At 71.4% G+C, this 24,686-nt stretch carries 22 protein-coding genes; 9 read left to right on the top strand and 13 right to left on the bottom strand.

The window, feature by feature from the left end:
- The first annotated feature begins 58 nt into the window (after nucleotides 1–58).
- Complete coding sequence (locus ABT063_RS23455) at nucleotides 59–1,093, top strand: phosphotransferase family protein (RefSeq protein WP_351059516.1); 1,035 nt, start codon at nucleotides 59–61, stop codon at nucleotides 1,091–1,093.
- 4 nt (nucleotides 1,094–1,097) lie between these two features.
- On the top strand, nucleotides 1,098–2,321 hold the full coding sequence (locus tag ABT063_RS23450) for an acyl-CoA dehydrogenase family protein (protein ID WP_351059513.1): 1,224 nt from the start codon (nucleotides 1,098–1,100) through the stop codon (nucleotides 2,319–2,321).
- A 91-nt stretch (nucleotides 2,322–2,412) separates the two neighbouring features.
- Here the strand turns inward: ABT063_RS23450 and ABT063_RS23445 are convergent, their stop codons facing one another.
- From ABT063_RS23445 to ABT063_RS23435, 3 genes are read right to left on the bottom strand one after another with little or no spacing between them, the layout of a single operon-like run.
- Nucleotides 2,413–3,006: a TetR/AcrR family transcriptional regulator gene (locus ABT063_RS23445; RefSeq protein WP_351059510.1), complete on the bottom strand. Its 594-nt coding sequence runs from the start codon at nucleotides 3,004–3,006 to the stop codon at nucleotides 2,413–2,415.
- A gap of 46 nt (nucleotides 3,007–3,052) precedes the next feature.
- A complete protein-coding gene (locus ABT063_RS23440) occupies nucleotides 3,053–4,732 on the bottom strand; it encodes a class I adenylate-forming enzyme family protein (protein ID WP_351059507.1) in 1,680 nt (559 codons plus the stop codon).
- Entirely contained in the window at nucleotides 4,729–5,502 is a 774-nt protein-coding gene (locus ABT063_RS23435) for an SDR family oxidoreductase (RefSeq protein ID WP_351059505.1), read from the bottom strand. Before ABT063_RS23435 ends, ABT063_RS23440 begins: the two co-directional genes overlap by 4 nt.
- 239 nt (nucleotides 5,503–5,741) lie before the next feature.
- Here ABT063_RS23435 and ABT063_RS23430 point away from each other — a divergent pair, with 239 nt between their 5' ends.
- Nucleotides 5,742–7,061 (top strand): serine-threonine protein kinase, encoded by a 1,320-nt coding sequence (locus ABT063_RS23430; protein ID WP_351059502.1) that lies wholly within the window; start codon nucleotides 5,742–5,744, stop codon nucleotides 7,059–7,061.
- A gap of 18 nt (nucleotides 7,062–7,079) precedes the next feature.
- Here the strand turns inward: ABT063_RS23430 and ABT063_RS23425 are convergent, their stop codons facing one another.
- Nucleotides 7,080–9,878, bottom strand: a complete 2,799-nt coding sequence (locus ABT063_RS23425) for a penicillin acylase family protein (protein ID WP_351059499.1) — start codon at nucleotides 9,876–9,878, stop codon at nucleotides 7,080–7,082.
- A 271-nt stretch (nucleotides 9,879–10,149) separates the two neighbouring features.
- Here ABT063_RS23425 and ABT063_RS23420 point away from each other — a divergent pair, with 271 nt between their 5' ends.
- Nucleotides 10,150–10,752, top strand: a complete 603-nt coding sequence (locus ABT063_RS23420) for a hypothetical protein (protein WP_351059496.1) — start codon at nucleotides 10,150–10,152, stop codon at nucleotides 10,750–10,752.
- Between the two features lie 88 nt (nucleotides 10,753–10,840).
- Nucleotides 10,841–11,575, top strand: a complete 735-nt coding sequence (locus ABT063_RS23415; protein ID WP_351059493.1) for a 3-keto-5-aminohexanoate cleavage protein — start codon at nucleotides 10,841–10,843, stop codon at nucleotides 11,573–11,575.
- Nucleotides 11,576–12,102: 527 nt separating this feature from the next.
- Here the strand turns inward: ABT063_RS23415 and soxR are convergent.
- The gene (gene soxR / locus ABT063_RS23410) at nucleotides 12,103–12,618 is read right to left on the bottom strand and encodes a redox-sensitive transcriptional activator SoxR (protein ID WP_351059490.1); all 516 of its coding nucleotides are present in this window, start codon (nucleotides 12,616–12,618) and stop codon (nucleotides 12,103–12,105) included.
- Nucleotides 12,619–12,743: 125 nt separating this feature from the next.
- Between soxR and ABT063_RS23405 the strand changes: the two genes are divergently transcribed.
- A complete protein-coding gene (locus ABT063_RS23405) occupies nucleotides 12,744–13,205 on the top strand; it encodes a MaoC family dehydratase (protein ID WP_351059487.1) in 462 nt (153 codons plus the stop codon).
- Between the two features lie 12 nt (nucleotides 13,206–13,217).
- On the opposite strand, the gene ABT063_RS23400 is transcribed toward ABT063_RS23405, so the two are convergent.
- From ABT063_RS23400 to ABT063_RS23390, 3 genes are all read right to left on the bottom strand, one after another.
- The gene (locus ABT063_RS23400) at nucleotides 13,218–13,841 is read right to left on the bottom strand and encodes a TetR-type transcription factor C-terminal domain-containing protein (protein WP_351059485.1); all 624 of its coding nucleotides are present in this window, start codon (nucleotides 13,839–13,841) and stop codon (nucleotides 13,218–13,220) included.
- 73 nt (nucleotides 13,842–13,914) lie between these two features.
- Complete coding sequence (locus tag ABT063_RS23395; RefSeq protein WP_351059482.1) at nucleotides 13,915–14,160, bottom strand: YiaA/YiaB family inner membrane protein; 246 nt, start codon at nucleotides 14,158–14,160, stop codon at nucleotides 13,915–13,917.
- A 61-nt stretch (nucleotides 14,161–14,221) separates the two neighbouring features.
- A complete protein-coding gene (locus ABT063_RS23390; protein ID WP_351059643.1) occupies nucleotides 14,222–15,373 on the bottom strand; it encodes an acyl-CoA dehydrogenase family protein in 1,152 nt (383 codons plus the stop codon).
- Between the two features lie 77 nt (nucleotides 15,374–15,450).
- Between ABT063_RS23390 and ABT063_RS23385 the strand changes: the two genes are divergently transcribed.
- The 3 genes from ABT063_RS23385 to ABT063_RS23375 all read left to right on the top strand — a co-directional run bounded on the left by ABT063_RS23385 (nucleotide 15,451) and on the right by ABT063_RS23375 (nucleotide 17,881).
- Nucleotides 15,451–16,092: a TetR/AcrR family transcriptional regulator gene (locus ABT063_RS23385; protein ID WP_351059479.1), complete on the top strand. Its 642-nt coding sequence runs from the start codon at nucleotides 15,451–15,453 to the stop codon at nucleotides 16,090–16,092.
- Nucleotides 16,093–16,126: 34 nt separating this feature from the next.
- Entirely contained in the window at nucleotides 16,127–16,849 is a 723-nt protein-coding gene (locus ABT063_RS23380) for an ArsR/SmtB family transcription factor (RefSeq protein WP_502990871.1), read from the top strand.
- Nucleotides 16,850–16,924: 75 nt separating this feature from the next.
- The gene (locus ABT063_RS23375) at nucleotides 16,925–17,881 is read left to right on the top strand and encodes a DMT family transporter (RefSeq protein ID WP_351059473.1); all 957 of its coding nucleotides are present in this window, start codon (nucleotides 16,925–16,927) and stop codon (nucleotides 17,879–17,881) included.
- On the opposite strand, the gene ABT063_RS23370 is transcribed toward ABT063_RS23375, so the two are convergent.
- The 5 genes from ABT063_RS23370 to ABT063_RS23350 form a co-directional block, all read right to left on the bottom strand.
- A complete protein-coding gene (locus ABT063_RS23370; protein ID WP_351059470.1) occupies nucleotides 17,873–19,195 on the bottom strand; it encodes an MFS transporter in 1,323 nt (440 codons plus the stop codon). The two genes, ABT063_RS23375 and ABT063_RS23370, sit on opposite strands and share 9 nt — an antisense overlap.
- A 127-nt stretch (nucleotides 19,196–19,322) precedes the next feature.
- A complete protein-coding gene (locus ABT063_RS23365) occupies nucleotides 19,323–20,405 on the bottom strand; it encodes a Zn-dependent alcohol dehydrogenase (protein WP_351059467.1) in 1,083 nt (360 codons plus the stop codon).
- Between the two features lie 11 nt (nucleotides 20,406–20,416).
- The gene (locus tag ABT063_RS23360) at nucleotides 20,417–21,805 is read right to left on the bottom strand and encodes an aldehyde dehydrogenase family protein (RefSeq protein WP_351059464.1); all 1,389 of its coding nucleotides are present in this window, start codon (nucleotides 21,803–21,805) and stop codon (nucleotides 20,417–20,419) included.
- A gap of 128 nt (nucleotides 21,806–21,933) precedes the next feature.
- Complete coding sequence (locus ABT063_RS23355) at nucleotides 21,934–23,271, bottom strand: ABC transporter ATP-binding protein (RefSeq protein ID WP_351059461.1); 1,338 nt, start codon at nucleotides 23,269–23,271, stop codon at nucleotides 21,934–21,936.
- Nucleotides 23,272–23,443: 172 nt separating this feature from the next.
- On the bottom strand, nucleotides 23,444–24,127 hold the full coding sequence (locus ABT063_RS23350) for a class F sortase (RefSeq protein WP_351059458.1): 684 nt from the start codon (nucleotides 24,125–24,127) through the stop codon (nucleotides 23,444–23,446).
- Between the last annotated feature and the right edge of the window lie 559 nt (nucleotides 24,128–24,686).

Genomic DNA, 24,686 nt, shown 5'->3' with positions numbered 1-24,686 from the left:
CATACCGACCGGTCGGCATCATTGGTCAGGTCGCGTTCACCCGCCCGTAGGAGCATTGATGAGCCCCGACCATCCGCCAGGCCTCGACCCCGACCGGCTGCGCGCCCTGCTCGACCGTGAGCGGCCCGGCCTGGTCCACGGCCCCTTGACCGGCCGGCTGATCGAGGGCGGACGGTCGAACCTCACGTACGCGGTCTCCGACGGCACGTCGAAGTGGGTGGTACGGCGGCCCCCACTGGGCCACGTCCTGGCCACCGCGCACGACATGAAGCGCGAGCACCGGGTGATCAGCGCACTGCATCCGACCAACGTGCCGGTGCCGCGCCCGGTGCTGATGTGCGAGGACGAGGAGGTGCTCGGGGCGCCGTTCTACGTCATGGAGTTCGTCGAGGGCACCCCGTACCGCACCGCCGACCAGCTCGCCCCCCTCGGTCCGGACCGCACCCGAGGGGCCGTACTGAACCTCGTCGACACGCTCGTGGAGCTCCACGCGGTGGACCCCGCCGAGGTGGGCCTGGCCGACTTCGGCCGCCCCGAGGGCTTTCTGGACCGGCAGCTGCGACGCTGGGGCAAGCAGCTGGACGCCTCCCGCAACCGCGAGCTGGCCGGCATCGACGAGTTGCACGCGGCGCTCGGCCGTGAGCTGCCCCGCTCCCCCGCCCCGACGGTCGTGCACGGTGACTACCGGCTCGACAACGTCCTGATCGGCGAGAACGACACGATCAAGGCGATCCTCGACTGGGAGATGTCGACGCTCGGCGACCCGCTCACCGACCTCGGTCTGCTGGTGATGTACAGCATCCCGCTGGGCATGGCCGACTCCCCGGTCTCCACGACCGCCGAGGCTCCCGGCCACCCCGAACCCGCCGAACTCGTCGAGCGGTATGCCGCGCGCTCGGGACGCGACGTCTCCGCGGTGTCCTGGTACACGGCGTTCGCCTGGTTCAAGCTCGCCGTGATCCTGGAGGGCATCCACTACCGCTACGCCCTGGGCCAGACGGTCGGCCGTGGTTTCGACCGCATCGGCGACCTGGTCCCGGTCTTCATCGAGCACGGTCTGACGACTCTTCAAGCAGGACTCCAGGAAGGCTGAGGCCATGGACTTCGCGTTCGACGCGCGCACCGAGGAACTGCGCGCCAAGCTGCTCGCCTTCATGGACGAGTACGTCTACCCGGCCGAGCAGACCGCGCACGGGCAGCGCGCACAGCTGGCGTCGCCGTGGGACACCCCGGCCGTGGTCGAGGAGCTGAAGGCCGAGGCACGCAGGCAGGGCCTGTGGAACCTCTTCCTTCCCGACACCGAGTACGGCGCCGGCCTGACGAACCTCCAGTACGCGCCGCTCGCCGAGATCACCGGCCGCAGCCCGCAGCTGGCGCCGACCGTGACGAACTGCGCGGCGCCCGACACCGGGAACATGGAGGTCCTGGCGCAGTTCGGCGACGAACAGCAGAAGAAGCAGTGGCTCGAGCCCCTGCTCGCCGGTGAGATCCGCTCGGCGTTCGCGATGACGGAGCCCGAGGTGGCTTCGTCCGACGCCACGAACATCACCACGCACATCGAGCGAGCCTCCGATGGCACAGACGAGTACGTCATCACCGGCCGCAAGTGGTACATCTCCGGGGCGATGAACCCGGACTGCAAGATCTTCATCGTGATGGGCAAGACGGACCCGGACGGCGCCGACATCCGCCGCCAGCAGTCCATGGTCCTGGTCCCCCGTGACACCCCGGGCGTCACGGTCCAGCGCGCGATGCAGGTCTTCGGCTACGAGGACCACTATCACGGCGGCCACGCCGAGGTGATCTTCGACCACGCGCGCGTACCGGCCTCGAACCTGATCGGCGAGGAGGGCGGCGGCTTCGCCATCGCGCAGGCCCGCCTCGGTCCCGGCCGTATCCACCACTGCATGCGGCTGATCGGCATGGCGGAGCGTGCGATCGAGCTGATGTGCAGGCGAGCGACGTCACGCACCGCCTTCGGCAAGGCGCTGGCCCAGCAGGGCGTGGTCCACAACTGGATCGCGGACGCCCGGGTCGCGGTCGAGCAGCTGCGGCTGCTGGTCCTGAAGACGGCCTGGATGATGGACACGGTCGGCAACAGGGGCGCTCACACGGAGATCCAGGCCATCAAGATCGCCACGCCCCGTACGGTCGTCGACATCATCGACCGGGCGATCCAGCTGCACGGCGCGGGCGGGGTGAGCCAGGACTTCCCGCTGGCCGAGCTGTACGCCGGTGCCCGCACCCTGATGATCGCCGACGGCCCGGACGAGGTGCACCAGCGGTCGCTGGCGCGGCGGGAGCTGAAGAAGTACCTGTGAGCTCATGTGTAAGGGGCGCCTGCCCGTGGCAGGCGCCCCTTACACATGGCCATGGACATGGCCACGCACGGACACGGATGACAGAGGGGCGCTACGGTCGCAGCGCCCGCAGCAGCAGGTCCGCCAGATGATCGGCGACCTCCTGAGGGCTGAGGGGGCCGTCGGGCCGGTACCAGGTCGACAGGTGGTGGACGGAGCCGAAGTGGTAGTCCACCACCAGGTCGGCGGGGGTCGCCTTGGAGAAGACCCCGGCCTCCTGTCCCTCCTCGATCAGCGCCCGGAATCGCTCGTGGTACCGGCGCCGCTCGGCACGCACCTGCTTGTTCTTCTCCGGACTCAAGTGGTGCATCGAGCGCCAGAAGATCATCGCGTCGTCGAGCTTGTCGATCGTCGTGACGACGACGTCGGCCGCCGCGTCCCTCAGCCGCTTCTCGACCGGCTCGTCGGCGTCCGCGAAGGCATCGAGTCTCTCCTGCTGGACGCGCAGCACACGCGCGTACACCTCGTGCAGGAGGTCGTCCTTGGAGCCGAAGTAGTGGTACAGCGCCCCCTTGGTGACGCCGGCCGCCTCGACGATCTCCTGCACCGAGGTGCGGTCGTAGCCCTGCTCGGCGAAGAGCCGGGTGGCGGCGGCCAGCAGCCGCTGCGGCACGGGAGTCCCGTCACCTTCCATCGTCCTGGGCACTGCCGCCACCTGCCTTCCGAGTCTTTCTTCTGTTGCTTTTCTGTTGCTAATTCTGTTGCCGCTTGTGGTCATGCGTGCGGGAACGCAGTTCCCGCCGGAGGATCTTCCCACTCGCCGTCTTCGGCAAGTCGGGCAGGATCTCCACCTGACGCGGGTATTTGTAGGCGGCCAGTCTCTCCTTGCAGTACACGGCGAGCGTATCCGGGTCCGTCTCAGCCCCCGGACGGAGACTGATGTACGCCTTGACCGTCTCTCCGCGGTACCCGTCGGGCACGCCGACGACGGCCGCCTCGCGCACCTCCGGGTGCGTGTACAGCACGTCCTCGACCTCCCGCGGCCACACCTTGAAGCCGGACGCGTTGATCATGTCCTTCTTGCGGTCGACGACGTACAGCCAGCCCCTGGGGTCCATGAACCCGATGTCGCCGGTGCGCAGCTCCCCGTCGGGGAAGGTCTCGGCGGTGGCCTCCGGGCGCCGCCAGTAGCCGGGGACGACCTGCGGCCCTCGTACGACGATCTCGCCCTGCTCGCCGAAGGGCACCTCCTGCCCCTGGTCGTCGACGATGCGGACGACCGTGTCGGGGCCGGGCACGCCCACGGCCAGCGTCCCGGAGGCCGGGTCGACGGGTGCCTCCAGGGAGGGCGGCACGGAGGCGCAGGGAGCGGTGCACTCCGTCAGCCCGTAGCCGTTGCGGATGTACGGCCCGAAGCCGGCCCGGAACTTTTCCACCAGGGCCGGCGGTAGGGGCGCGCCGCCCGAGGAGATGTTGACGAAGGACGAGAAGTGGTCCGGCGTGACGGACGGGTGGGCGGCCAGCGCCATGAAGGCGGTCGACGGGCCGACCGTGTAGTGCGGCCGGTGCTCGGCGAACGCGTCGAGCACGACGCCCGCCTCGAAGCGGTACGCCAGGACGAGCGTGCCCGCGCTGTTCAGGCAGGCGCCGAGCTGGCAGACCATCCCGGTGATGTGGAACAGGGGCGCCGTCGCGAAGTAGACGGGCGTCTCGGGCAGGGCCAGCCCGGTCCGCTGCCGCTCCGCGTTGTGCATGATGTTGCCGTGCGTGTTGGTGGCGCCCTTGGGGGTGCCGCTGGTGCCCGAGGTGTAGCTGATCAGCGCGATGTCGGACGGGCCGGCGTCACGCCCCTCGGGCGCCTTGTGGCCCGCGCGGGCCACGGTCGCCAGGTCGTCGGCGTCCTCGGTTTGTGGGAACCGCTCGAAGGTCAGCACGCGCGCGTCACCTCGGGTCTGGAAATCCAACTCGCACGCGGTGAGCACGGTCCGCACCGGCGAGTCGGCGGCCGTGTCGCGCAGATACGACTCCCAGGCCCGGTCGGAGCTGATCAGCGCGGCCACCTCGCCGTCCCGCAGGACGTGGCCGACCTCCCCCGACTTGTACATCGGGTTGACCGGAACGACGGTCGCCCCCGCCTTCCAGGCGCCGAGCACGGCGAGCACGAAGTGCGGGGAGTTCTGCAGCAGGACCGCCACCCGGTCGCCGCGCTCCAGACCGCGGGCGGCGAGGTGGCCGGCGACGGAGTCGCTCAGCTCGTCGACCTCGCGGTAGGTCAGGCGGCCGTCGAAGTAGGCGAGGAAGGTGCGGTCGGGTGTCTCGGCGACGGCCCGGCGCAGGGCGTGCACGAGGGAGTCGGCGGGGTCGATCGGGGCGCGCTGGGCATCGTCGAGCAGGGCCAGCCAGGGCTTGGCCGCGTAACGGGAGTCGGTCACCGGGTCGTCTCCCACTTCTGCTGGATGTGGTTCATGTTCGTCAGCCAGCGGTCGGGGTCGGTGGCCCTGGCCTGGTGGAACCCGGCGACCTCGGGGTGCGGCAGGATCAGGAAGCGGTCCTCCTCGATGCCCTTGAAAAGGGCGTCCGCCACGTCGTCCGGCTCGATCGCGGTCGGCTGGAGCACCAGGTCGCCCGCGCTGCCGGTGGCCGCCAGCATGTCGGTGCGCACACCCTGCGGACAGATCGCGTGGACCTTCACGCCGCGGTGCCGGTACGTCAGCGACAGCCACTCGGCGAAGGCGTAGGCACCGTGCTTGGTGACGGCGTAGGGTGCGGCGCCGATCATGGTGAGCAGTCCGGCCGCGGAGACGGTGGAGACGAAACGGCCGCTGCCCCGCTCCAGCCAGTCCGGGAGCAGTTCATGGGCCGCGCGGACGTGCGCCATGACGTTGACGTCCCAGGAGGCCGCCCAGACCTTCTCGTCGAGCGGCGCGGCGGCGTCTCCGCCCTCGAAGGCGACACCGGCGTTGGCGCAGTAGACATCGACGGTGCCACCGAGCGCCTCGCGGGCCTCGCCGACGATCGCGGAGGCGTCGCCGGGGACGGCGATGCCGCCGATCTCCTCGGCGACGGCTTGCGCCCGCCCGGCATCGAGGTCGTTGACGACGACCCGAGCGCCTTCGCCGGCGAAGCGACGGGCCAGTGCGGCTCCGATGCCGCCTCCGGCCCCTGTGACGACCACACCAGCACCCTGAACGGCTTCCACCATCGGTCTCCTTTGACTGCGGCTCTGCGGCGCCAGACTAACCGGTCGGTATGTAACAGGGAAGGGTGACTCCACCCCTTAAGGGGCGCGAGGACGGCAGACACCCGAGACGGTGAACGCATGATCGGGAGAACGGGTGAACGGGTGAATCACCCGGATGAGTCACGACGTATGGCCAACTCGGCCCCGTAGCAGGACGATGCGCCCACAACGCACCAGTCCGGGGGACGAGGGGGCTTGGCATGGCGGATCCGGCAATGAGCGTGACTCCCTTCTGGGAGCTCACCTTCGACGCGGACGGGGACACGGACGGCCGGAAGCGGGACCGGCTGCTCGCCGGAGTCGCGGAACACCGCATCCGTGACCTGGTCGTCTTATCGCACGGCTGGAACTGCGACCGCTCGGGCGCGACCCGGCTCTACAGTCGCTTCCTCGCGCCGATCCCCGAGCTCGCACCGGCGGCCAGGATCGGGTACGTCGGCGTGGTGTGGCCTTCGATGCGGTTCTCGGACGAGCCGATCCCGGACTTTCCGCGGGCCGTGGCCGCCGACATCCCGCCACGGCCGGTCCTCGACAAGGACACCCGGCACGCGCTGCTGGAGACCTTTCCGGGGCGGGCGACGGTGATCGACCAGATCGCCCGTCTGCTGGACCAGCAGCCGCGCGAGGAGGCGGAGTTGGAGGAGTTCGGGCGTCTGGTGCGGTTGCTGGTGGACGTGCTGCCGCCGGGACCGCAGGCGCTGTTCGCGGCGGACACGCTGGCGGAGGGCGTGCCGCAGAGCGAGCCCATGATGTTGACGGGGTCCGCGGCGGAGGTCTGCGAGGAGTTCGCGAGGGCGCTGGCGGATCTCGAATCCCCGGGTGGTGCGGCGCGGTTCTCGCTGCCCAACCCGTGGGACGGGGCGCACGAGCTGCTGCGGCAGGCGACGTACTACGCCATGAAGCGGCGGGCGGGGACGGTCGGTGAGCGCGGGCTCGGCCGGGTGGTCGGGCAGCTGGCCTCGGCGGCACCGCGGGTGCGGGTGCATCTCGTCGGGCACAGCTTCGGCGCGCGGCTGGTGGCGTTCGCGCTGCGCGGACTGCCGGAGGGCGTGCGCACGGTGAAGTCGGTGACGCTGCTCCAAGGGGCCTTCTCGCACTACGCGTTCGCGGCGCGCCTGCCGCACGACCCGCGCGCGGGAGGGGTGTTGCAGGGCCAGCACAACCGCATCGACGGTCCCCTGGTGTGCTGTTACTCCCGCCATGATTCGGCCCTCGGCACGATGTATCCGCTGGCCTCGCGCATGGCGGGGGACGCGCGCGGGGCCACCGCCGAACTGGCCGTGGGACGTGTGCTCGGGGCCAAGTGGGGGGCGATGGGGTTCGACGGTGTGCAGGCGGTGCCGGGCACGAAGTCCTTCAAGCTCGCCGACGCGCTGAGGGCGAAGCTGCCCGCGTCGGGGTGCGTGAACATCGACGCGGCTCAGGTGGTCCGGCGGGGCGGGCCGCCGGCCGGGGCGCACAACGACATCGTGCACCGGGAGCTGGCGCACCTGGTGGTGGCGGCGGGCCGCGTCAGCTGACCCGCCGCCACTCGTGCCTCACCGGTGCGAGGTGAACTCCACCACCTGCTGGAACGTCGGGCGGTTCTGCCAGCTGATGTGGCCGTGCTTGATGCCGCCGAGCGTCCGCTGGAAGATCGAGTCGGCGCACCACTGGTCGCCCGCCGAGCACAGGGCGTCACCGGGGTAGACCTGGGCCGCGGTCTTGCCGGCCGCCTCCTTCAGCGTGCTGATCAGGAGGTCCCGGCAGGCGCTGAGGCTGCCGCCGCCGCAGTACTTCCGCGCGAGCGGCCCCTGCACCGACTCACCGAGCACCGCCCGGATGTCCTTGTCGACATAGCTCCACCAGCCGTACTGGAAGGAGCTTCCGGCGTGCGAGCCGGTCGGGCCGTGCGCGGCCGACGGGGACTCGTCGATCGGCAGGTTCTTGGTCATGGCCGTGTACAGGTCGCTGCCGAGACCCGGTTCGAACTCGGCCTTGACCAGGAGCGGCCACCACGCGTCCAGGATGCGGATCGCGTCGGCGTTGGCGTACGTCCTGGAACCGGCAGACGTCTCCGTGCGCTTGGCGCCCGCCGACAGCCACGTCTGCAGTTTGCTCACCGCCGCCGCGGCCGTGGAGTCCGTCACCGGGGAGCTGTTGACGACCTTCAGCAGGTCCGGCAGTACGTTCTCGGCCCGCAGGTCGGCGAGCCCCGCGTCGGCCATGGCCTTCACCAGGGAGGCGCGGGTGACCCCGCCCGCGGCGACCAGCTTCTTCACCCGGTCCTCGAGGAGATTGCCGCGGTGGACCGAGCCGTTGCCCCAGGGAGCGGTGGTGTAGTCCTTGGCCTGCTTGTTGTTCCAGGAGATGTAGTAGTCCTGGTCGATGGAGTTGGGGTGGGCCGACGCCGGCGTGTAGTCGGCCGTGTTCGTGGCCGGGGTCCAGTTCCGCCACTCGTACGCCGGCCGCGCCCACACCGGGAACTCGGCGTCGACGCCGTTCGCCCGCACCGGGTTGTCGCCGCTGTTGTAGTACGCGGTGTGCTCGGAGTCGGCGTAGAACCAGTTGAAGGTGTAGTTGATGTGCTGGACCGCCTTCTGGAAGTCCTCCGGGCCCTTCACGTAGTCCGGGTCGTTCAGCATCTGGAAGCCGATGATCGAGTCGGCCTCGTGCATGAAGGAGGAGCGCAGGGTGGTGTAGGCGACCTTCTTGCCGTCGACGGTCGCGCGGTACTCGACGGGGCCGTACTTGGTGCGCCACACCCGCATCGTGTACGAGCCGGCCGCGGTGCCGTCGGCGACGGTCGGCTTCCAGGCGTTCTTCTGCTCGACCTTCTCCATGGGCGTGCACGTGCCGCGGTACAGGTAGTGGTAGTCGTCCTGGCACAGCTCGACGGCGTACGTGTCGATGATGTCCTGGCCGGAGGTCGTCGCGCTCCACGAGTAGTCCTGGCCGCGGCCGAGTTCGACGTACATGCTCAGACCCGCGAAGGACGCGCCGCGGGCGCTGATGCCCGGGCCCTGGATCTCCTGGAGCAGGAGCAGCTGGGGCGCGAAGTAGCCGGTCTGCGGGCCGAAGACGGCGACCGGGTGGCCGCTGGCGGTGTGCTCGCCGCTGACCACGAGGGCGTTGGACATGCCGCGCTTGGCCGAGGTCATGGCCGTCTTGGCGGCAGTGGCCGACGCGGTGTTCGCACTTGATGTGGCCGCGCTGCCGGTGCGGTCGTGGACCAGCGGCTCCTCCTCCACCGAGCCGGCGTCGGGCAGTGCCTCACCCTGCGGATCGTCGGGCTTCGAGGCGTACGGGAAGCTCTTGTCGTGGACGGTGACGACCGCCTCGGGGTCGTTGCGCTCGCGGAAGGACTCCCAGACCTTCGTGCCCTCCTGCACGCCGTACTTCTCCTGCGCGGCGAGCAGCGAGAGCGCGTTGTTGACCTCGCCGCCACCCCCGGAGCCGAAGAGCGCGCCGATGACGGAGCCCAGCGCCACCAGGTCGGTGATCTTGAAGTGCTGGATGGTGCCCGCGTTGGTGATCGAGTCCTTGTGGCCGGTGAGGACGTACTCACCGGGGAAGTAGCGGCCCTTGTCGGAGGCGTCGATGTACGCGTTGATGCCGTCGAGGTAGGCCTTGGCGTCGGCGAGAGCCTGCTTGCCGCGCTCGCCGTTCGTGGCGACGGCGTTGTCGATCTGGGCCTGGAGATCGGCCTCGGTGTACGGGGCGTGGCGCCAGAACTGCTGCTCCAGGCCCTGGTTGGAGGGGTCGCCGCCCGCGAAGGAGGTCAGCTGACCACGTCCCACGTGACGGAAGACGTCCATCAGCCACAGCCGGTCCTCAGCTGCCGCATACCCGGCACCGAACTCCGTGCCGTATCTGGTGGTTCCGGTGATGTGCGGCACACCCGTCTTCTTGTCGCGGACGATCGTCACGTCGCCGCGACCGGCGGGCTTGACCGTGGAGGCGACTTGATCGGCGGGGACCCCGAAAGACGCGTCGTTGAAGAAGGTGTTGACCGTGGAGTTGGTCAGCGTGGGGTACCCCTTGGCCAGGTTGGCGTAGGGCCCGAGCTGGTCTTCCGCGTGGGCGGGCTGGGTGCCGAAGGCCTGGTTGAGGAGGATCTGGGCGAGGGTGGCGTTGCCGTTCTGGCCGGGCGGCAGGATGTCGGAACACTGGCCGCCGCAGTAGTCGTTCGCCGCCGCCGTCGCCTTGGGCGCGGCCTCTTCCGCTGCCGCCGCCTGGGTGAGCGGGGTCAAAAGTCCGGCAATCAGGACGCATACGGATGCGGTCTTCAGGAACCCGGGGATTCTGCCGGGAGTTCTCAGTTTGTCGAGAGCGGTGCGTGGGGTGCGCCGTGGCATGGCAGCTCCTACCGACGGGGGTGTGCCGGACGTTACCGCCGGTATCCCCGAGATTGAAGATGAACATGCGTCACTTTTTGAAGTCGGTGCCGGGTAGGCACCGCGTCGATGCGGCCGGCTTGGCCGGCTCAGCCGGCTTATGGGGGCCATCGGAAATCGGATGGAGCCGAATCGCTTGTCGATACGTCTATTCGGCAACGTCGCGCGAAGTCCGTACGACGACGCCGAAGTGACCGAAGTACAGGTGCAAGTGTGACGGAGGTGCAGGGCGATGGCCGGTTTCCGGAGTCTGGCGAGACAGGTGCGCGATCCGCGGTGCGATCTGGCGCTGCGGCGCTATTCGCTGCGCAAGTGCCTGGAGCGGTTCGCTCCTTACGGGCACAGGGCGACCTGGGACCATTTGTGCTCCCGGGCCGGGTTCGGCCCGGAGGACCGCTCCCCCGACCCAGCGCGGCTCGTGGCCGCACTGGAGGAGTTGGAGGAGGCGCGTTCGGTCTGGCTGGCCTATGAGGTCGAGTTCGCCGAGCGTCGCAAGAAGGAGAAGCACGACGGGTTGCGCAGGCCGGGCACTGTGGACGACTGGCACCGGCTGACCTGGGGCGGCTTCGGTGTCGCCTGGTGCGACGACCCCCGGGTCCACCCCCATGAGCCGCTGGCGGAGGTACTGCGCCGCCTGACCTCCGCGCTGGAGCGGGAACCGGGGTCGGTCTGCCCGGTGTGCGGCGGGGAGCGGCTCGTCTGGAAATACGAACTGGACCACGAACCCTCGACGGGTCCGGTCTGCACGGACTGCGGAATTCTCGTACCGCGTCCTGTGCTCACGCCCGAGGCGCTGGCGGATGCCAGGCGCGGACGATTGTTGGTGTCGGCCTAGGAACGGCGAACGGCGGGGGTGCGCCGGGGATGCCGCACCCCCTATATGACCGCGGGCCGTTGTCAGTGGCGGATGGCATCATCCAGGCATGGTGCAGGTGTGTCTCAACGGGCCCCGGGGGGCGGCCGACGGTGCGATGGTGCCGCTCACGCCGCAGGCGATGGCCGACTCCGCTGCCGAGGCCGTCGCGGCGGGGGCCACGGACATCCATGTCCACCCCAAGACGCCTTGCGGGCAGGACACCTTGTCGCCGCGGGTGGTCGCGGCGACGGTCGAGGCGATACGCGCGCGGGTGCGGGTGCCGGTCGGAGTGACCACGGGCGCCTGGGCGGAACCTGACCTCGATCCGGCGGCCCGGGCGGCGCGCGTACGGAGTTGGACCGTGCTCCCGGACCACGCCTCGGTCAACTGGCACGAGCCGGGCGCCGAGGAGGTGGCCGCCGCCCTGATCGACCTCGGGGTGGGCGTGGAGGCCGGCATCTGGTCCGGGACGGACGGGGCGGCACGGTTCGCCGACTCGCCGCTGGGCCCGAAGGTGCTGCGAGTGCTCGCGGAGGTGACGGACCCGGCACCGGACACGGCCGAGGGCACCGCGCGCGCTCTTCTGGCCGACCTGGGTTCCGCCCACGGCCGCCCGGTCCTGCTGCACGGCGAGGACGGCGGCGCATGGCCGGTGCTGCGGTTGGCCGGGCGCCTCGGCCTGGCGACCCGAGCGGGACTGGAGGACACGCTGCTCCTGCCGGACGGGGAACGGGCCGTGTGCAACGCTCAGTTGGTGGCGGCGGGCCTGGACCAGTACGGGTGGGCCCAGCGGTCGTCATAGGGCATGGCGAGGAGCTCGGCGCGTGTCGCCAGGTCGAGCTCGCCCTGGGCACGGAGGCGGGCAGGGGCGTGACGGGCCGGCCAGGCACGACTGCCCGCAGCCTGACGGCGGGGCGGGACAGCACCCGCAACCCGACGGACCCGCCGGCCCACAGCCCCACAGCCGGACAAGGCAGCACCCGCAACCCGACGGCCCCCACCGACCCACAGCCCCACAGCCGGACGAGGCAGCACCCGCAACCCGCCGACCCACAGCCCGACAGCCGGACAAGGCAGCACCCGCAACCCGACGGCCCCCGCCGACCCACAGCCCGACAGCCGGACGAGGCAGCACCCGCAACCCGACGGCCCCCAGCCCCACAGCCCCACAGCCGGACGAGGCAGCACCCGCAACCCGACGGCCCACAGCCCCACAGCCGGACAAGGCAGCACCCGCAACCCGCCCCCACAGCCCCACAGCCGGGCGGGGCAGCGCCCGCGGCCTGACGGTCCGCAGGCTGTGGGCGCAGCAGCGCGGCGCCCCACGACTCAGCGGCAGTCCTCCGGCTGCCGTTCCCGCTGTCGGCGGGCGACCTTCTGCCGGTCTCCCCCTTGTTCCACCAGCAACCGCGACCCCGTCAGCCGTTCGCCGAACACGTCGTCCGGGTTGGACAGGACGCAGGTGTCCAGGGAGAGGCAGCCGCAGCCGATGCAGTCGGTCAAGTGGTCGCGGAGGCGGTTCAACTGCTTGATGCGTTCGTCGAGCTCGGAGCGCCAGGCCTCGGAGAGACGGGCCCAGTCCTCGTGCGTGGGGGTGCGTTCCTCGGGAAGTTCGGCGAGGGCCTCTCGGATCGTGGCCAGGGGGATGCCCACGCGTTGGGCGGCGCGGACGAAGGCGACGCGGCGCAGGGCGTCCCGGCTGTAGCGACGTTGGTTGCCCGAGGTGCGGCGGCTGCTGATCAGGCCCTTGGACTCGTAGAAGTGCAGGGCGGAGACGGCGGCGCCGCTGCGGGCGGCGAGCTGGCCTACCGTGAGCTCGTGGATCTTCTCGTGGATCTGGGGCACCCCTCAGAGCCTACCCACCGCCGCACGCCCCCGGTCCGTTGACATGGGCCCCGTAGCCGACCATGCTAAGCAGTTGCTTAGACATGATGCGACACGACGAGTGTGCGATGCGGGAGGCCAGCGACATGGCAGAGCCGAGGATCTTCACCTCCGCCGACGACCTGAAGGCGGCGGTGGGCGAGCAGCTGGGGCACACCGACTGGCTGGAGATCGACCAGAAGCGGATCGATCTGTTCGCGGACGCCACCGGCGACCACCAGTGGATCCACGTCGATCCGGAGAAGGCCGCCGCGGGGCCGTTCGGCACGACCATCGCGCACGGCTATCTGACCCTGTCGCTGCTGCCGCTGTTCGGGCCGCAGCTGATCAAGGTCGAGGGTGTGAAGATGGGCGTCAACTACGGGACGAACAAGGTTCGCTTCCCCGCTCCGGTTCCGGTCGGGTCGAGGCTGCGCGCCACCGCCACCATCACCGGCGTCGCGGACGTGCCCGGCGGCATCCAGGTCACCGTCGCCTTCACCGTGGAGCGCGAGGGCGGGGACAAGCCGGTCTGCGTGGCCGAGTCGGTGTCCCGGTACTACCTCTGACGGGCGGGGGAGCTACTTCGCGCCCACCATCCGCAGCACGAGGTCGGCGTACAGCGCGCCGACCTCCTCGGGCGTGCGGGGGCCGTTGACGTTGAACCAGCGGGCCACGTCGATGCAGAGGGAGAGCACGGCGAGGGTGGTGCCCTGGACGTCCAGCACGTCGAACTCGCCGGACGTCACGCCGTCCTCGATGATGCCTCGCACCTCCGCGTCCACCTGGCGGCGCAGGGCGAGGATCTCGGCGCGGGCGTCGGGGCCGAGCGAGTCCAGTTCGTACTGCACGACCCGCGCGGTGGTGCGCCCGCCCGCGTGCCAGCGGACGAAGGAGCTCACCGCGTCGGCGAGGCGCTCGGTCGCACTGCCCTCGCCCTGGGCCGCCGTGCGCAGGATCTCCACGGCCTTCTCGTGGCCGATCCTGCTGATGCGGTGGAGCAGCTCTTCCTTGGTCTTGTAGTGGATGTAGAGCGCGGCCGGACTCATGCCGGCGCGGCCCGCGATGTCACGGGTCGTCGTGGCGTGGTAGCCGCGCTCGGCGAAGGCCTCCACCGCGGCAATGAGCAGCCGCCGGGCCGCGTCGGGCGTGACCTCGCCCCACCCCGACGTCTCGCCGCCGGCCGTCTCCTCCGCCGTACTCATCGCTCGATCGCCCCTCTCACTGACAGAGCCACCACCATACCGCTGAAGCTGAGCGGGCGCTTAGCGTGCCCGCTCAGAGCTTCTCGAACGGGTGGTACGACCGCTCCGCCGCTTCCTGACGGTCCCGGATCACCTTGGCCAGCGTGAAGGCGGAGGTCACCAGGTACAGGACGGCGATGGCGAGGAAGGCCCGCACCCAGGCGTCGGCGTTCAGCTTGAAGATGCCGATGGCGGTCGCGGCCATGGCCACGGCGAAGGAGGCGACGGCCTGTCCGTAGAAGGCGGCCGTGTTCTGTTGCTTGCCCGGTGTCTCACTCATGGGAGCAAGGATCGGCGGACCCGGCCCGCGCCACATGCGCGCACCTACTCAGTCCACCTACTCAGAACGCCGAAACCCCCGTCAGCGCCCGCCCGATGACCAGCTTCTGGATCTGGCTCGTGCCCTCGTAGAGGGTCATCACGCGGGCGTCCCGCAGCAGCTTGCCCGCCGGGTACTCGTCGATGTAGCCGTAGCCGCCGAAGACCTGGAGGGCGTTGTTCGCGGCGCGGACAGCGGCCTCCGAGGCGAAGAGTTTGGCCTTGGAGGACTCCACGGCGAAGGGCAGTCCACGGTCGATCAGGTCGGCGACCCGCCAAGTGAGCAGGCGGGCGGCGTCCACGTCGACGGCGATGTCACTGATCAGCTCCTGGACCAGTTGGTGGTGGGCGATGGTCTTTCCGAACTGCTCGCGCTCACCGGCGTATCGGACGGCGGCGTCCAGCGCCGCCTGAGCTATGCCGACACAGCCCGCCGCCACCGACATCCGGCCCTTGGCGAGGGCGGACATCGCGACCGAGAAGCCCTTGCCCTCCTCGCCCAGTAGCGCGGAGGCGGGGACCCGCACATCCTCAAGGACCAGCTCCGCCGTCGTCTGGCCGCGCAGGCCGAGCTTGCCGTGGATGGTGCGGCGGGTGAGGCCGGGCGTGTCGGTCGGTACGAGGAACGCGGAGACGCCCTTGTGGCCGGGCGCGTCCGTGGAGCGGGCGAAGAGCAGGACCACGTCGGCCCACGTGCCGTTCGTGATGAACGTCTTGGTGCCGTTGATGACGTAGTCGTCGCCGTCACGTACGGCCCGCGTGGTGAGGTTGCCGGCGTCGGAGCCGGTGCCCGGCTCGGTGAGGCCGAAGCAGCCGACGTACGCGCCGGAGGTGAGGCCCGGCAACCACCGGCGCTTCTGCTCCTCGCTCCCCCGGGCCGCGATCGTCTTGGCGACCAGGCCGAGCGAGACGGACACGATCCCGCGCACGGACGAGTCGCCGCGGCCGAGCTCCTCCGTGACGAGGCAGTACGTGAGGTGGTCGCCGCCCGAGCCGCCGTACTCCTCGTCGACGGTCAGCCCGAGAAAGCCGACCTCGCCCAGCTTCTTCACGATCGAACGGTCGACCTCCTCGGCGCGGTCCCAGGCGGCGGCGTTGGGGGCGATCTCGCGCTCGACGAAGTCGTGGGCGAGCTGCCGTACGGCGGTCTGCTCCTCGCTGAGCTCCAGGTTCACCACAAGCCACTCCACTTGAAGGCGGTACATTTAAATTAGCACTGCTAGTTTTCAACCGCAGCCCTACTATGTGCGCCATGGCCCGACCGCGCAAGCCTCTGCTCAGCACCGACCGGATCGTCGAGACGGCACGCGCGCTCGTGGACGCGGAGGGCCTGGCGGCCGTCTCCACGCGTCGGCTCGCCGCCGAGCTGGGGGTCAGCGGGCCCTCGCTCTACAACCACTTCCGCACCAAGGACGAGATCCTGGAGGCCGTCGCCGAATCGGTGAGCGCGCAGGTCGACCTGGCGATGTTCGAGGACGGCCGGGACTGGCGGACCGCGCTGCACGACTGGGCGGTCTCCTACCGGGCCGCCCTGCGCGACCACCCGAACATCGTCCCGGTCCTGGCCCGCGGCCCCGGCCGCCGACCGGCCGCGCTGCGACTCGCGGACGCGGTCTACGGCGCGATGGTCGACGCCGGCTGGCCACCGGCACAGGCCACGTCCATCGGCGCGCTGATGCGGTACTTCATCATGGGCTCCGCGCTCGGCTCCTTCGCCGGGGGTTTCGTGGACGACGCGAGCGCGTACGACCCGGCCGACTACCCGCACCTCGGGCAGGCCCACCTCCTGGCCGAGCAGCAGGAGAAGATCGACGAACGCGCCTTCGAAACGGGACTGACGGCGCTGCTGGACGGACTGGCGCGGCAGTACGAGCAGGTCGGGCGGGCCGTCTAGAACAGTTCGGCTGGTACCGAAGTGTCCGTGGCCCATGCTGGGACGCATGACCACCAGGGACCCCCGGGCGTCACGGCTCGCCCGCCTCGCCGGACTCGTCGCCGACGAGACCCGGGCTGCGTGCCTGCTCGCGCTGCTCGACGGGCGGGCATGGACCGCCGGTGAGCTGGCGCGGCACGCCGGTGTCGCCGCGTCGACCCTGAGCGAGCACCTGGGCAAGCTCGTCGCGGGCGGGCTGATCGCCGAGGAACGGCAGGGGCGGCACCGGTACGTACGGCTGGCCGACGCGCGGGTCGCCCAGTTGGTGGAGGACCTGGCCGCGCAGGTGGCGCCGGACGCTGTCGTACGGCCGCGGAACCTGCGGGAGTCCAACGCCGGGTCGGCCATGGCCCGGGGGCGCACCTGCTACGACCATCTCGCCGGGCGGCTCGGCATCACGGTCACCGACGCGTTGACCGCACGCGAACTGCTGGTCCCGGACAAGGGGTTCGCGCTGACGGACGCGGGCATCGGCTGGTTCGACGCGGTCGGCATCCGCCTCGACCGGACGAGCCGGCGCCCACTGGCCCGGGCCTGCCTCGACTGGACCGAACGCCGTCCCCATCTCGCGGGCGTCGCGGGCGCGGCCCTGTGCCGGCACGCCCTGGACGCGGGCTGGTGCGTGCGCATCGGCTCCGAGCGGGCGGTGAAGGTGACGGCGACGGGTGAGCGGACGCTCTCCGAGCTGCTGGGCATCGAGGCGGGGGCGCTGCACTAGCGGCCCCGGGCTCCCTCCACCACCCCGGCCGAAATCCGCGAGCCTCCCTGCACCTTCCTCCCTAGCCTCAGGAGCATGATGAACGCCTCCCTGTCCGGCCCCGCCCGTCGTACCGAGTTGCTCGCCGCCGGTGCGGCCACGGTCACCGTGGTGCTGTGGGCCTCCGCCTTCGTCTCGATCCGCAGTGCGGGTGCCGCGTACTCACCGGGTGCGTTGGCGCTCGGGCGGCTGCTGGCCGGGGCCCTGACGCTGGGGGCGATCTGTCTCGTACGGCGGGAGGGGTGGCCGCCGCGGTCGGCCTGGCGCGGGATCGTGATATCCGGGGTCCTGTGGTTCGGCTTCTACATGGTGGCCCTCAACTGGGGCGAGCAGCAGGTGGACGCCGGGACGGCGGCCCTGGTCGTGAACATCGGGCCGATCCTGATCGCCCTGCTGGGCGCGCGGCTGCTCGGGGACGCGATGCCGCCGCGGCTGCTGGCCGGGATGGCGGTGTCGTTCGCGGGCGCGGTGGCGGTCGGGCTGTCGATGTCGGGCGACGGCGGGTCGTCGGTGCTCGGGGTCGTGCTGTGTCTGCTGGCCGCGGTCGGCTACGCGGGCGGTGTCGTGGCGCAGAAGCCGGCCCTCGGCCGGGCGAGCGTGCTGCAGGTGACGACGTTCGGGTGTCTCGTCGGGGCCGTGATCTGTCTGCCGTTTGCCGGGCAGCTGGTGTCCGAGGCGGCCGACGCGCCGGCCTCGGCGACCCTCAACATGGTCTATCTCGGCGTGTTCCCGACCGCGCTGGCCTTCACGACGTGGGCGTACGCCCTGGCCCGTACGACCGCCAGCCGGATGGGCGCGACCACGTACGCCGTCCCCGCGCTGGTCGTCCTGATGTCGTGGCTGGCGCTGGGTGAGGTGCCGGGGCTGCTCACGCTGGCGGGCGGGGCGCTGTGTCTGGCGGGGGTCGCGGTGTCGCGATCGCGGGCGCCGCAGGCCGCGGCTCCGGAGACGGTTCCGGAGCCGCGGCCCGAGAAGGCCTCCGATTCAGTGTGAACGTGCCCTGCCGGCAAGGACCTTGATGGACAGCAGGGCGATCGCCGCGAGCCCGATGATGTAGCCGGACACCGCCATCGACGTGCCCGTCGCCTCCAGCAGCAGCACCATCAGGAAGGGCGCGAGCCCGCCGCCGAGGACGGCCGCGATCTGGTAGCCGAGGGAGGCGCCCGTATAACGCATCTCGGGCGTGAACAGCTCGGCGAACAGGGCCGCCTGGGGGCCGTACATGATGCTGAGGAAACAGCTGGCGACGAACGTGCCGACCGCCAGCCACAGCAGCGAGCCGGTGTCGATCAGCAGGAACAGCGGTACGGCCCACAGGGCGATGCCGGCCGCGCCGATCGCGTAGATCCGGATGCGGCCGACGCGGTCGGAGAGCGCGGCGGCGGCCGGGATCAGCACGAGCTGGGTGAGGCTGACGCAGAGCGAGACGGTGAGCACCGCACTGCGCTTCATGTCGAGTTCGCGGGTGGTGTAGTCGAGGACGCCGGTGATCAGGATGTAGAAGGTCGCGGTGTTCACGGCGAAGGAGCCGCCGGCGAGGAGCACCGTGCCGAGGTGGCCGCGGAGGATCGTGCGCAGCGGGGAGCTCTGCTCGGCCTTCTCCTTCTCGGTCAACGCCTTTTCGGCTTCGCGGAATTCAGGGGTTTCCTCGACCCGGGTGTGGATGTACCAGGCGAGGACGAGGACGAACAGGCCGATGAGGAAGGGCACGCGCCAGCCCCAGGCCGCGAAGGCGGTGTCCGTGGTGAAGGCTCCGGCCAGCAGGAAGACCGAGTTGGCCGTCACCACGCCGATGGGGACGCCGAGTTGGACGACGCTGCCGTAGACACCGCGCTTGCCCTCGGGGGCGTACTCGGTGGCCAGCAGCATCGCGCCGCCCCACTGCGCGCCGACCGCGATGCCTTGTACGACGCGGAGGACGACCAGGAGGACCGGGGCGGCGACGCCGATCGTCTCGTACGTCGGGAGCAGTCCGATGCCGGTGGTGGCCACGCCCATGAGCGTGAGCGCGAGGACCAGCATCGGCTTGCGGCCGCGCTTGTCGCCGAGGTGCCCCGCGACGATGCCGCCGAGCGGGCGGGCGAGGAAGCCGACGGCGAAGGTGGCGAAGGAGGCCAGGACACCGGCGGTGGGGCTGCCCGCCGGGAAGTACAGGTCGCCCAGGACGAGGGCGGCGGCTATGCCGAAGACGAAGTAGTCGTACCACTCGACGGCCGAGGCGAGGGCTGCCGCGGTGGCTACGCGGCGACGGTTGGCCTTGGGGAGGGCCGTGGTGGGGACGGGGGGAGCGGGTGGGGCTGTGTCCATGCGTGCACACTCCGGTGGGTGCGGTGGGGACGTTGCCGGGAACATACTGACCGGACGGTATGGGGTCAACGGGTGTGCGGGGAGGTTGTACGAAGCATCTGACGGGCCGCCCCGACACCCGAGGTGGCTAGAAGACCACCAGCGCCCTGCCGCCCTTCCCCGCCAGCATGTTCTCGAAGGCCGCCGGGATGCCCTCCAGAGCGATCCGTTCCGTCACCAGCGCGCCCAGGTCCAGGCGGCCCTCCCGGACGTGCTCGGCCAGTACCGGGAGGTCCCGTGCCGGGTCGGAGTTGCCGTAGACGCAGCCCGAGAGGGTTCTGCCCCAGTGGAAGATCTCCAGGGCGTTGAAGGTGACCTGCTGGTCCTTGCCGCCGATGCCGACGACCGTCGTGCGGCCGCCGCGGCGGGTGGAGTCCCAGGCCGTGCGGATCGTGGCCGCGCGGCCCACGCACTCGACGGCCACGTCGACGCCCTGCTTGCCGGTGAGGGCGCGGATCTCGCGGGCGGTGTCGTCGGAGGCCACCACGTAGTCGGTGGCGCCGGCGGCACGCGCCAGTTCCTCCTTCTCCGGGGAGACATCGACCGCGACGATCCTGGACGCCCCCGCGATGCGGGCCGCCTGCAGGGCGGCGAGGCCCACTCCCCCGACGCCGTACACCGCGACCGTCTCGCCGGGGCGGACCCGCGCCGAGTGGTGGACGGCGCCGTATCCGGTGAGGACGGCGCAGCCGAGGAGGGCCGCGTCGGTCAGCGGGACGCCGTCGGGGACCGGAAGGACGCAGCCCGCCGAGACGACCGTCTCCTCGGCGAACGCGGCGACGTTCAGGCCGGGATGGAGGCCGGTGCCGTCCGGCAGGCGGTGTGCGTGGACGTCGGCGGCGCCGTTCAGCGCGTTGGCGCACAGCCAGACCTCGCCGAGCGAGCAGGCGTGGCAACCACCGCAGGACGGGGCCCAGTTGAGGACCACGCCGTCTCCGGGGCGGACGTGGGTGACCTCTTCTCCGACGGCGACGACCGTGCCCGCGCCCTCGTGGCCGAGGACGGCCGGGACGGGGACGCGCATGGTGCCGTCGGACAGGGACAGGTCGGAGTGGCAGACCCCGGCGGCGGCGAGCCGGACCCGGACCTGGCGGGGTCCGGGGTCGGGGAGGCTGATCTCGGCGATCTCCAAAGGAGCTCCGACGGCGGGAAGAACGGCGGCACGCACCACGTCGGGGCTCCTCAGAACTGCAGGGACTTGGTCTGGAGGTACTCGGCGAGGCCGTGCGTGCCGAGTTCACGGCCGACGCCCGACTGCTTGTAACCGCCGAAGGGAGCAAGGGGGTTGAAGCGGCCGCCGTTGATGTCGACCTGCCCGGTGTCCATGCGGCGGGCGAAGGCCACCGCCTCCTGCTCGTCGCCGGCCCAGACGGCGCCCGCGAGGCCGTAGACCGTGCCGTTGGCGATGCGCAGGGCGTCCTCCTCGTCCTCGTAGCTCAGGATCGTCAGAACCGGGCCGAAGATCTCCTCCTGCGCGATGGTCATGTCGGGGGTCACGTCGGCGAAGACCGTCGGGCTGACGAAGTAGCCCCGCTCACACGGGGATTCGGGGCCGCCCGCGACCAGCCGTGCCCCTTCCGCCACGCCCTTCTCGATGTAACTCCGCACCCGTTCCTGCTGCTTGGCGCTGACCACCGGGCCGATGCGGTCGCCGTACTTGGCCGCCGCCGTCGCGGCGATGCCGACCGCCTCCTCGTACCGCTCCCGGTGCACCAGCATCCGCGTCCAGGCGCTGCATGTCTGGCCGGAGTTGGACATGACGTTGGCGACGCCGACGTTGACCGCCCTGGCCAGGTCGGCGCTCGGCAGGATGACGTTGGCGGACTTGCCGCCCAGTTCCAGGGCGGTCTTCTTCACGGCCGCGCCCGCCGCCGCGCCGATCCGCCGGCCGACGGCCGTCGAGCCGGTGAAGGAGACCAGGTCGACCTCCGGGTGCTCGGCGAGGGCCTGGCCCGCGACCGGGCCGAGCCCGGTGACCAGGTTGAAGACGCCCGCCGGGATCCCGGCCTCGTGGACCGCCTCGGCGAAGAGCTGAGCGACCAGCGGTGTGTCCTCGGCGGGCTTCAGCACCACCGTGCAGCCCGCCGCCAGCGCCGGGGCGACCTTGGCGACGATCTGGTGGAGGGGGTAGTTCCAGGGGGTGATCGCGCCCACCACGCCGATGGGCTCGTGGTGGACGGTCGAGTTGCCGACCTTCTCCTCGAAGGCGTACGTCGCCGCGAGCTCGGCGTAGGACCCGGCGACGGTGATCGGCAGGGCCGCGTGGACGGCCTGGGAGAGCTTCGGCGGGGAGCCGAGTTCGGCGGTGACCGTCTCGGCGATCTCGTCCTGGCGGGCGGCGAGGGCGTCCCGGAGGGCGGTCAGGCGCGCGGCCCGCTCGGCGGGGGCGGTCGCGGCCCAGGCCGGGAGAGCGGCGCGGGCGGCCCGTACGGCGGCGTCGACGTCCTCGGCGGTGCCGGCCGGGACCCGGCCGATGACCTGCTCGTCGACCGGGTTCACGACGTCGATGGTGTCCTGGCCGGTGGCGGGGCGCCACGCGCCGTCGAGGTAGATGCCGTCGTATGCCTTCATCGTGCTTCCTCCCGGGCGGGGCCGTTCGTCGTCCGACACCTAAACTAGCGATGTTAGTTTTCGGGCACCAGACATCCCGGACCATGAGATCAGAAGTCGACTCGGCGGGGGCGGTGGCGGGGCAGGCCTCACCCCTCCAGGTCGGGAAGCACAGCGGGGGAAGGGCAGATCCGTTCGCCCTGCTGGTCGAAGACGAACAGGTGGGCGATGTCGACGAGCAGAGGGACCTGCAGGCCCCGGCGCAGGTCGATGTCGGGGGTGGTGCGGACGACGAGGTCGCCGGGGAGGCGGCTGTCGGCCGGCGCGGGTTCGGGGTCGGCGTCCGCCGGATCGTCCAGCACCACCACCGGGCCGGCGCGCAGGGCTCCCGCCCGGCCCCGGAAGCGGTCCAGGACCGTGCCCTCGCGGCGGCGGCGCCTGGCGGCGCGGGCGCCCGGGCGCGGGGCCTCCAGTTCCGGCACGACGGCGGGGCTGGAGCCGGTGTTGAAGTGGGCGAGGACCTCGTGGCCCTGGAACTCCACGTGCTCCACCAGACCGCTGATCGGCACCTCGCCGGGGCGGGCGGCGGCCGGTTTGGCGATGCGTACGGCCTCCGAGCGCAGGCCCACGATGACCTCGCGGCCCTGCTGGACGCGGAGCAGCTGGTGGTCGAGGGAGAGAGGCTCGGGCAGGCGCAGGTACTGCTTGCCGAGGCTGATGGTCATCGCGCCGTCGAGCGGGGCGCGGACCAGGCCGCGCAGGAGGTTGATGCGCGGGGTGCCGATGAAGGCGGCGACGAAGATGTTGCGGGGCAGCGCGTAGACCGAGCGCGGGGTGTCCACTTGCTGGAGGACACCGCCGCGCAGGACGGCGACCCGGCCGCCGAGGGACATGGCCTCGGCCTGGTCGTGGGTGACGTACACCGTGGTGACGCCCAGCTCCCGGGTGAGGTTGGCTATTTCGGCGCGCAAGTGGTTGCGGAGCTTGGCGTCGAGGTTGGACAGCGGTTCGTCCATCAGGAAGGCGGAGGGGTGCCGGGCGATGGCCCGGCCCATGGCGACGCGCTGGCGTTCGCCGCCGGAGAGCTGGGCGGGACGGCGGTCGAGGAGGTCCTCGATGCCCAGCATGCGGGCGGTGGCGTCCACGCGTGGGCCCGGGTCCTCGCCGGGGGCCTCGATGCGCAGCGGGAAGCCGATGTTGCCGCGGCTCGTCATGTTCGGGTAGAGGGCGAAGTTCTGGAAGACCATCGCCATGTCACGGTCGGACGGCAGCAGGTCGTTGGCGTACTCGCCGTCGAGCAGCAGCTGCCCCTCGGTGATCTCCTCCAGGCCGGCGATCATTCTGAGGACGGTGGACTTGCCGCAGCCGGAGGGCCCGAGCAGGACGAGGAACTCGCCGGGCGTGATGTCCAGCGAGAGCCGGTCCACCACGCGGACACCCTTGCTGTAGATCTTGCTGATGTCGTGCAGGGAGATGGCGCGTGTCATGACGGTGCCCCCGGGGGCTCACTTGGGCGCTGGTGCTCCGCGGTCGGATGTCCCGTGCGAGTCGTACGAGACCTGTGGGTCACGGAAATTAACGGACTGTGCGCGGCGGGGGGAAGAGACGGGGCGGGATCGGGTACTCCGGTCCAACTGGCGAGAAAGCGGACGGTCGTATTCAGCGGGCGGGGCGGGCCGGTTCGCGGACCTTGGTGAGGTGCGCGAAGACGACGAGGTTGCCCGAGTAGCCGGTTCTGCGGTTGTAGGTGCCGCCGCAGGTGATCAGGCGCAGCTCGGGGCGGCCGCGGGGGCCGTACACCTCCCGGTCGGGGAAGTTCGCCTTCTCGTACTTCTTGATGGCGTCGACGGTGTAGACGGCGGTCCGCCCGTCGGCGCGCCGCACCTCGACCGACCGACCCGGTTTCAGCTCGGTGAGGCCCGCGAAGACGGCCGGGCCGGTGTCCGTGTCCAGGTGTCCTACGGCGACGGCGGTCCCCTGCTCACCGGGCGACGGCCCCTGCGCGTACCAGCCCACCAGGTTCGACTTGCTGTCCGGAGGCGCGGGGAGCCGCCGCTCACGGTCCAGCCGCAGGCCCATGACCGGGGCGTCGACGTCCAGGTAGGGGATGACGAGCCGGGTGGCGCGGGAGCGGGGCAGGAGGCGGACCGGGGGCGGGGCCGGGGGGCGACGGGTGGCCTTGGGGGGCGGCGCGGGTCGGTGGGGTCGTGGCGGGCGGACGTTGGTGCGGGGGCTGGGCGACTGCGGGTTTCCCCTGGCCTCGGCTGCTCCGGCCTTCGGCGGGGTGTGCCGGGGACGGCCGGGGCGCGGGCCGGGTCGAGCGGCGCCGGTTCCGGGCCGCACCTGCGCCGCCCCACGGCCGCCCGCGTCGGCGCGAGGGCCGGGTCGGGCGCCGTCGGCGTCGGCACCGGCTCGAGGCCGCCAGGGCGGGTTTGCCCTGCCCCCGGCTGCGCCGGCCTTCGGCGGGGCCTGCCGGACACCGCCGGCGGCGGGGCGGGAACCGGGTCGAGCGGCGCCCGCGTCGGCACCGGTTCCAGGGCGCGCGCCGCCGGGGCCGGCACCGGTTCCAGGCCGCGCGCCACTCTGGCCAGGCCGCGCACCGCCCGCGACAGCGCCGGATCCAGGCCGCGCCTGCGCCGCCCCACCGCCCGCTCGGGCCCCAGCCGGATCACGCCGGACACCACCCGCACCGGCACCAGGCCGTGCGTCTCCCGGGCCAGGCCGGACACCATCCGCGACAGCGCCGGATCCAGGACGCGCCGGGACCGCCCCACCGCCCGCTTGAGTTCCTGCCGGATCACGCCGGGCACCACCCGCACCGGCACCAGGCCGTGCGTCTCCCGGGCCAGGCCGGACACCATCCGCGACAGCGCCGGATCCAGGACGCGCCGGGACCGCCCCA

It is taken from the genome of Streptomyces sp. NPDC002838 (genome assembly GCF_040295365.1).
In the GTDB taxonomy this organism is placed as follows: Bacteria; Actinomycetota; Actinomycetes; order Streptomycetales; family Streptomycetaceae; genus Streptomyces.
The sequence above is the reverse complement of the archived record's forward strand: the minus strand, read 5'-3'. Positions and strand labels throughout refer to the sequence as shown.

Bases quoted from the DNA above. Each gene is read 5' to 3' on its own strand.
- ABT063_RS23400 (WP_351059485.1), bottom strand. From the start codon at position 13,841: ATGAGTACGGCGGAGGAGACGGCCGGCGGCGAGACGTCGGGGTGGGGC.
- ABT063_RS23430 (WP_351059502.1), top strand. From the start codon at position 5,742: ATGGCGGATCCGGCAATGAGCGTGACTCCCTTCTGGGAGCTCACCTTC.
- ABT063_RS23395 (WP_351059482.1), bottom strand. From the start codon at position 14,160: ATGAGTGAGACACCGGGCAAGCAACAGAACACGGCCGCCTTCTACGGA.
- ABT063_RS23380 (WP_502990871.1), top strand. From the start codon at position 16,127: ATGCTGGGACGCATGACCACCAGGGACCCCCGGGCGTCACGGCTCGCC.
- ABT063_RS23385 (WP_351059479.1), top strand. From the start codon at position 15,451: ATGGCCCGACCGCGCAAGCCTCTGCTCAGCACCGACCGGATCGTCGAG.
- ABT063_RS23435 (WP_351059505.1), bottom strand. From the start codon at position 5,502: ATGGTGGAAGCCGTTCAGGGTGCTGGTGTGGTCGTCACAGGGGCCGGA.
- ABT063_RS23450 (WP_351059513.1), top strand. From the start codon at position 1,098: ATGGACTTCGCGTTCGACGCGCGCACCGAGGAACTGCGCGCCAAGCTG.
- ABT063_RS23420 (WP_351059496.1), top strand. From the start codon at position 10,150: ATGGCCGGTTTCCGGAGTCTGGCGAGACAGGTGCGCGATCCGCGGTGC.
- ABT063_RS23375 (WP_351059473.1), top strand. From the start codon at position 16,925: ATGATGAACGCCTCCCTGTCCGGCCCCGCCCGTCGTACCGAGTTGCTC.
- ABT063_RS23425 (WP_351059499.1), bottom strand. From the start codon at position 9,878: ATGCCACGGCGCACCCCACGCACCGCTCTCGACAAACTGAGAACTCCC.
- ABT063_RS23405 (WP_351059487.1), top strand. From the start codon at position 12,744: ATGGCAGAGCCGAGGATCTTCACCTCCGCCGACGACCTGAAGGCGGCG.
- ABT063_RS23455 (WP_351059516.1), top strand. From the start codon at position 59: ATGAGCCCCGACCATCCGCCAGGCCTCGACCCCGACCGGCTGCGCGCC.
- ABT063_RS23360 (WP_351059464.1), bottom strand. From the start codon at position 21,805: ATGAAGGCATACGACGGCATCTACCTCGACGGCGCGTGGCGCCCCGCC.
- ABT063_RS23415 (WP_351059493.1), top strand. From the start codon at position 10,841: ATGGTGCAGGTGTGTCTCAACGGGCCCCGGGGGGCGGCCGACGGTGCG.
- ABT063_RS23355 (WP_351059461.1), bottom strand. From the start codon at position 23,271: ATGACACGCGCCATCTCCCTGCACGACATCAGCAAGATCTACAGCAAG.
- ABT063_RS23370 (WP_351059470.1), bottom strand. From the start codon at position 19,195: ATGGACACAGCCCCACCCGCTCCCCCCGTCCCCACCACGGCCCTCCCC.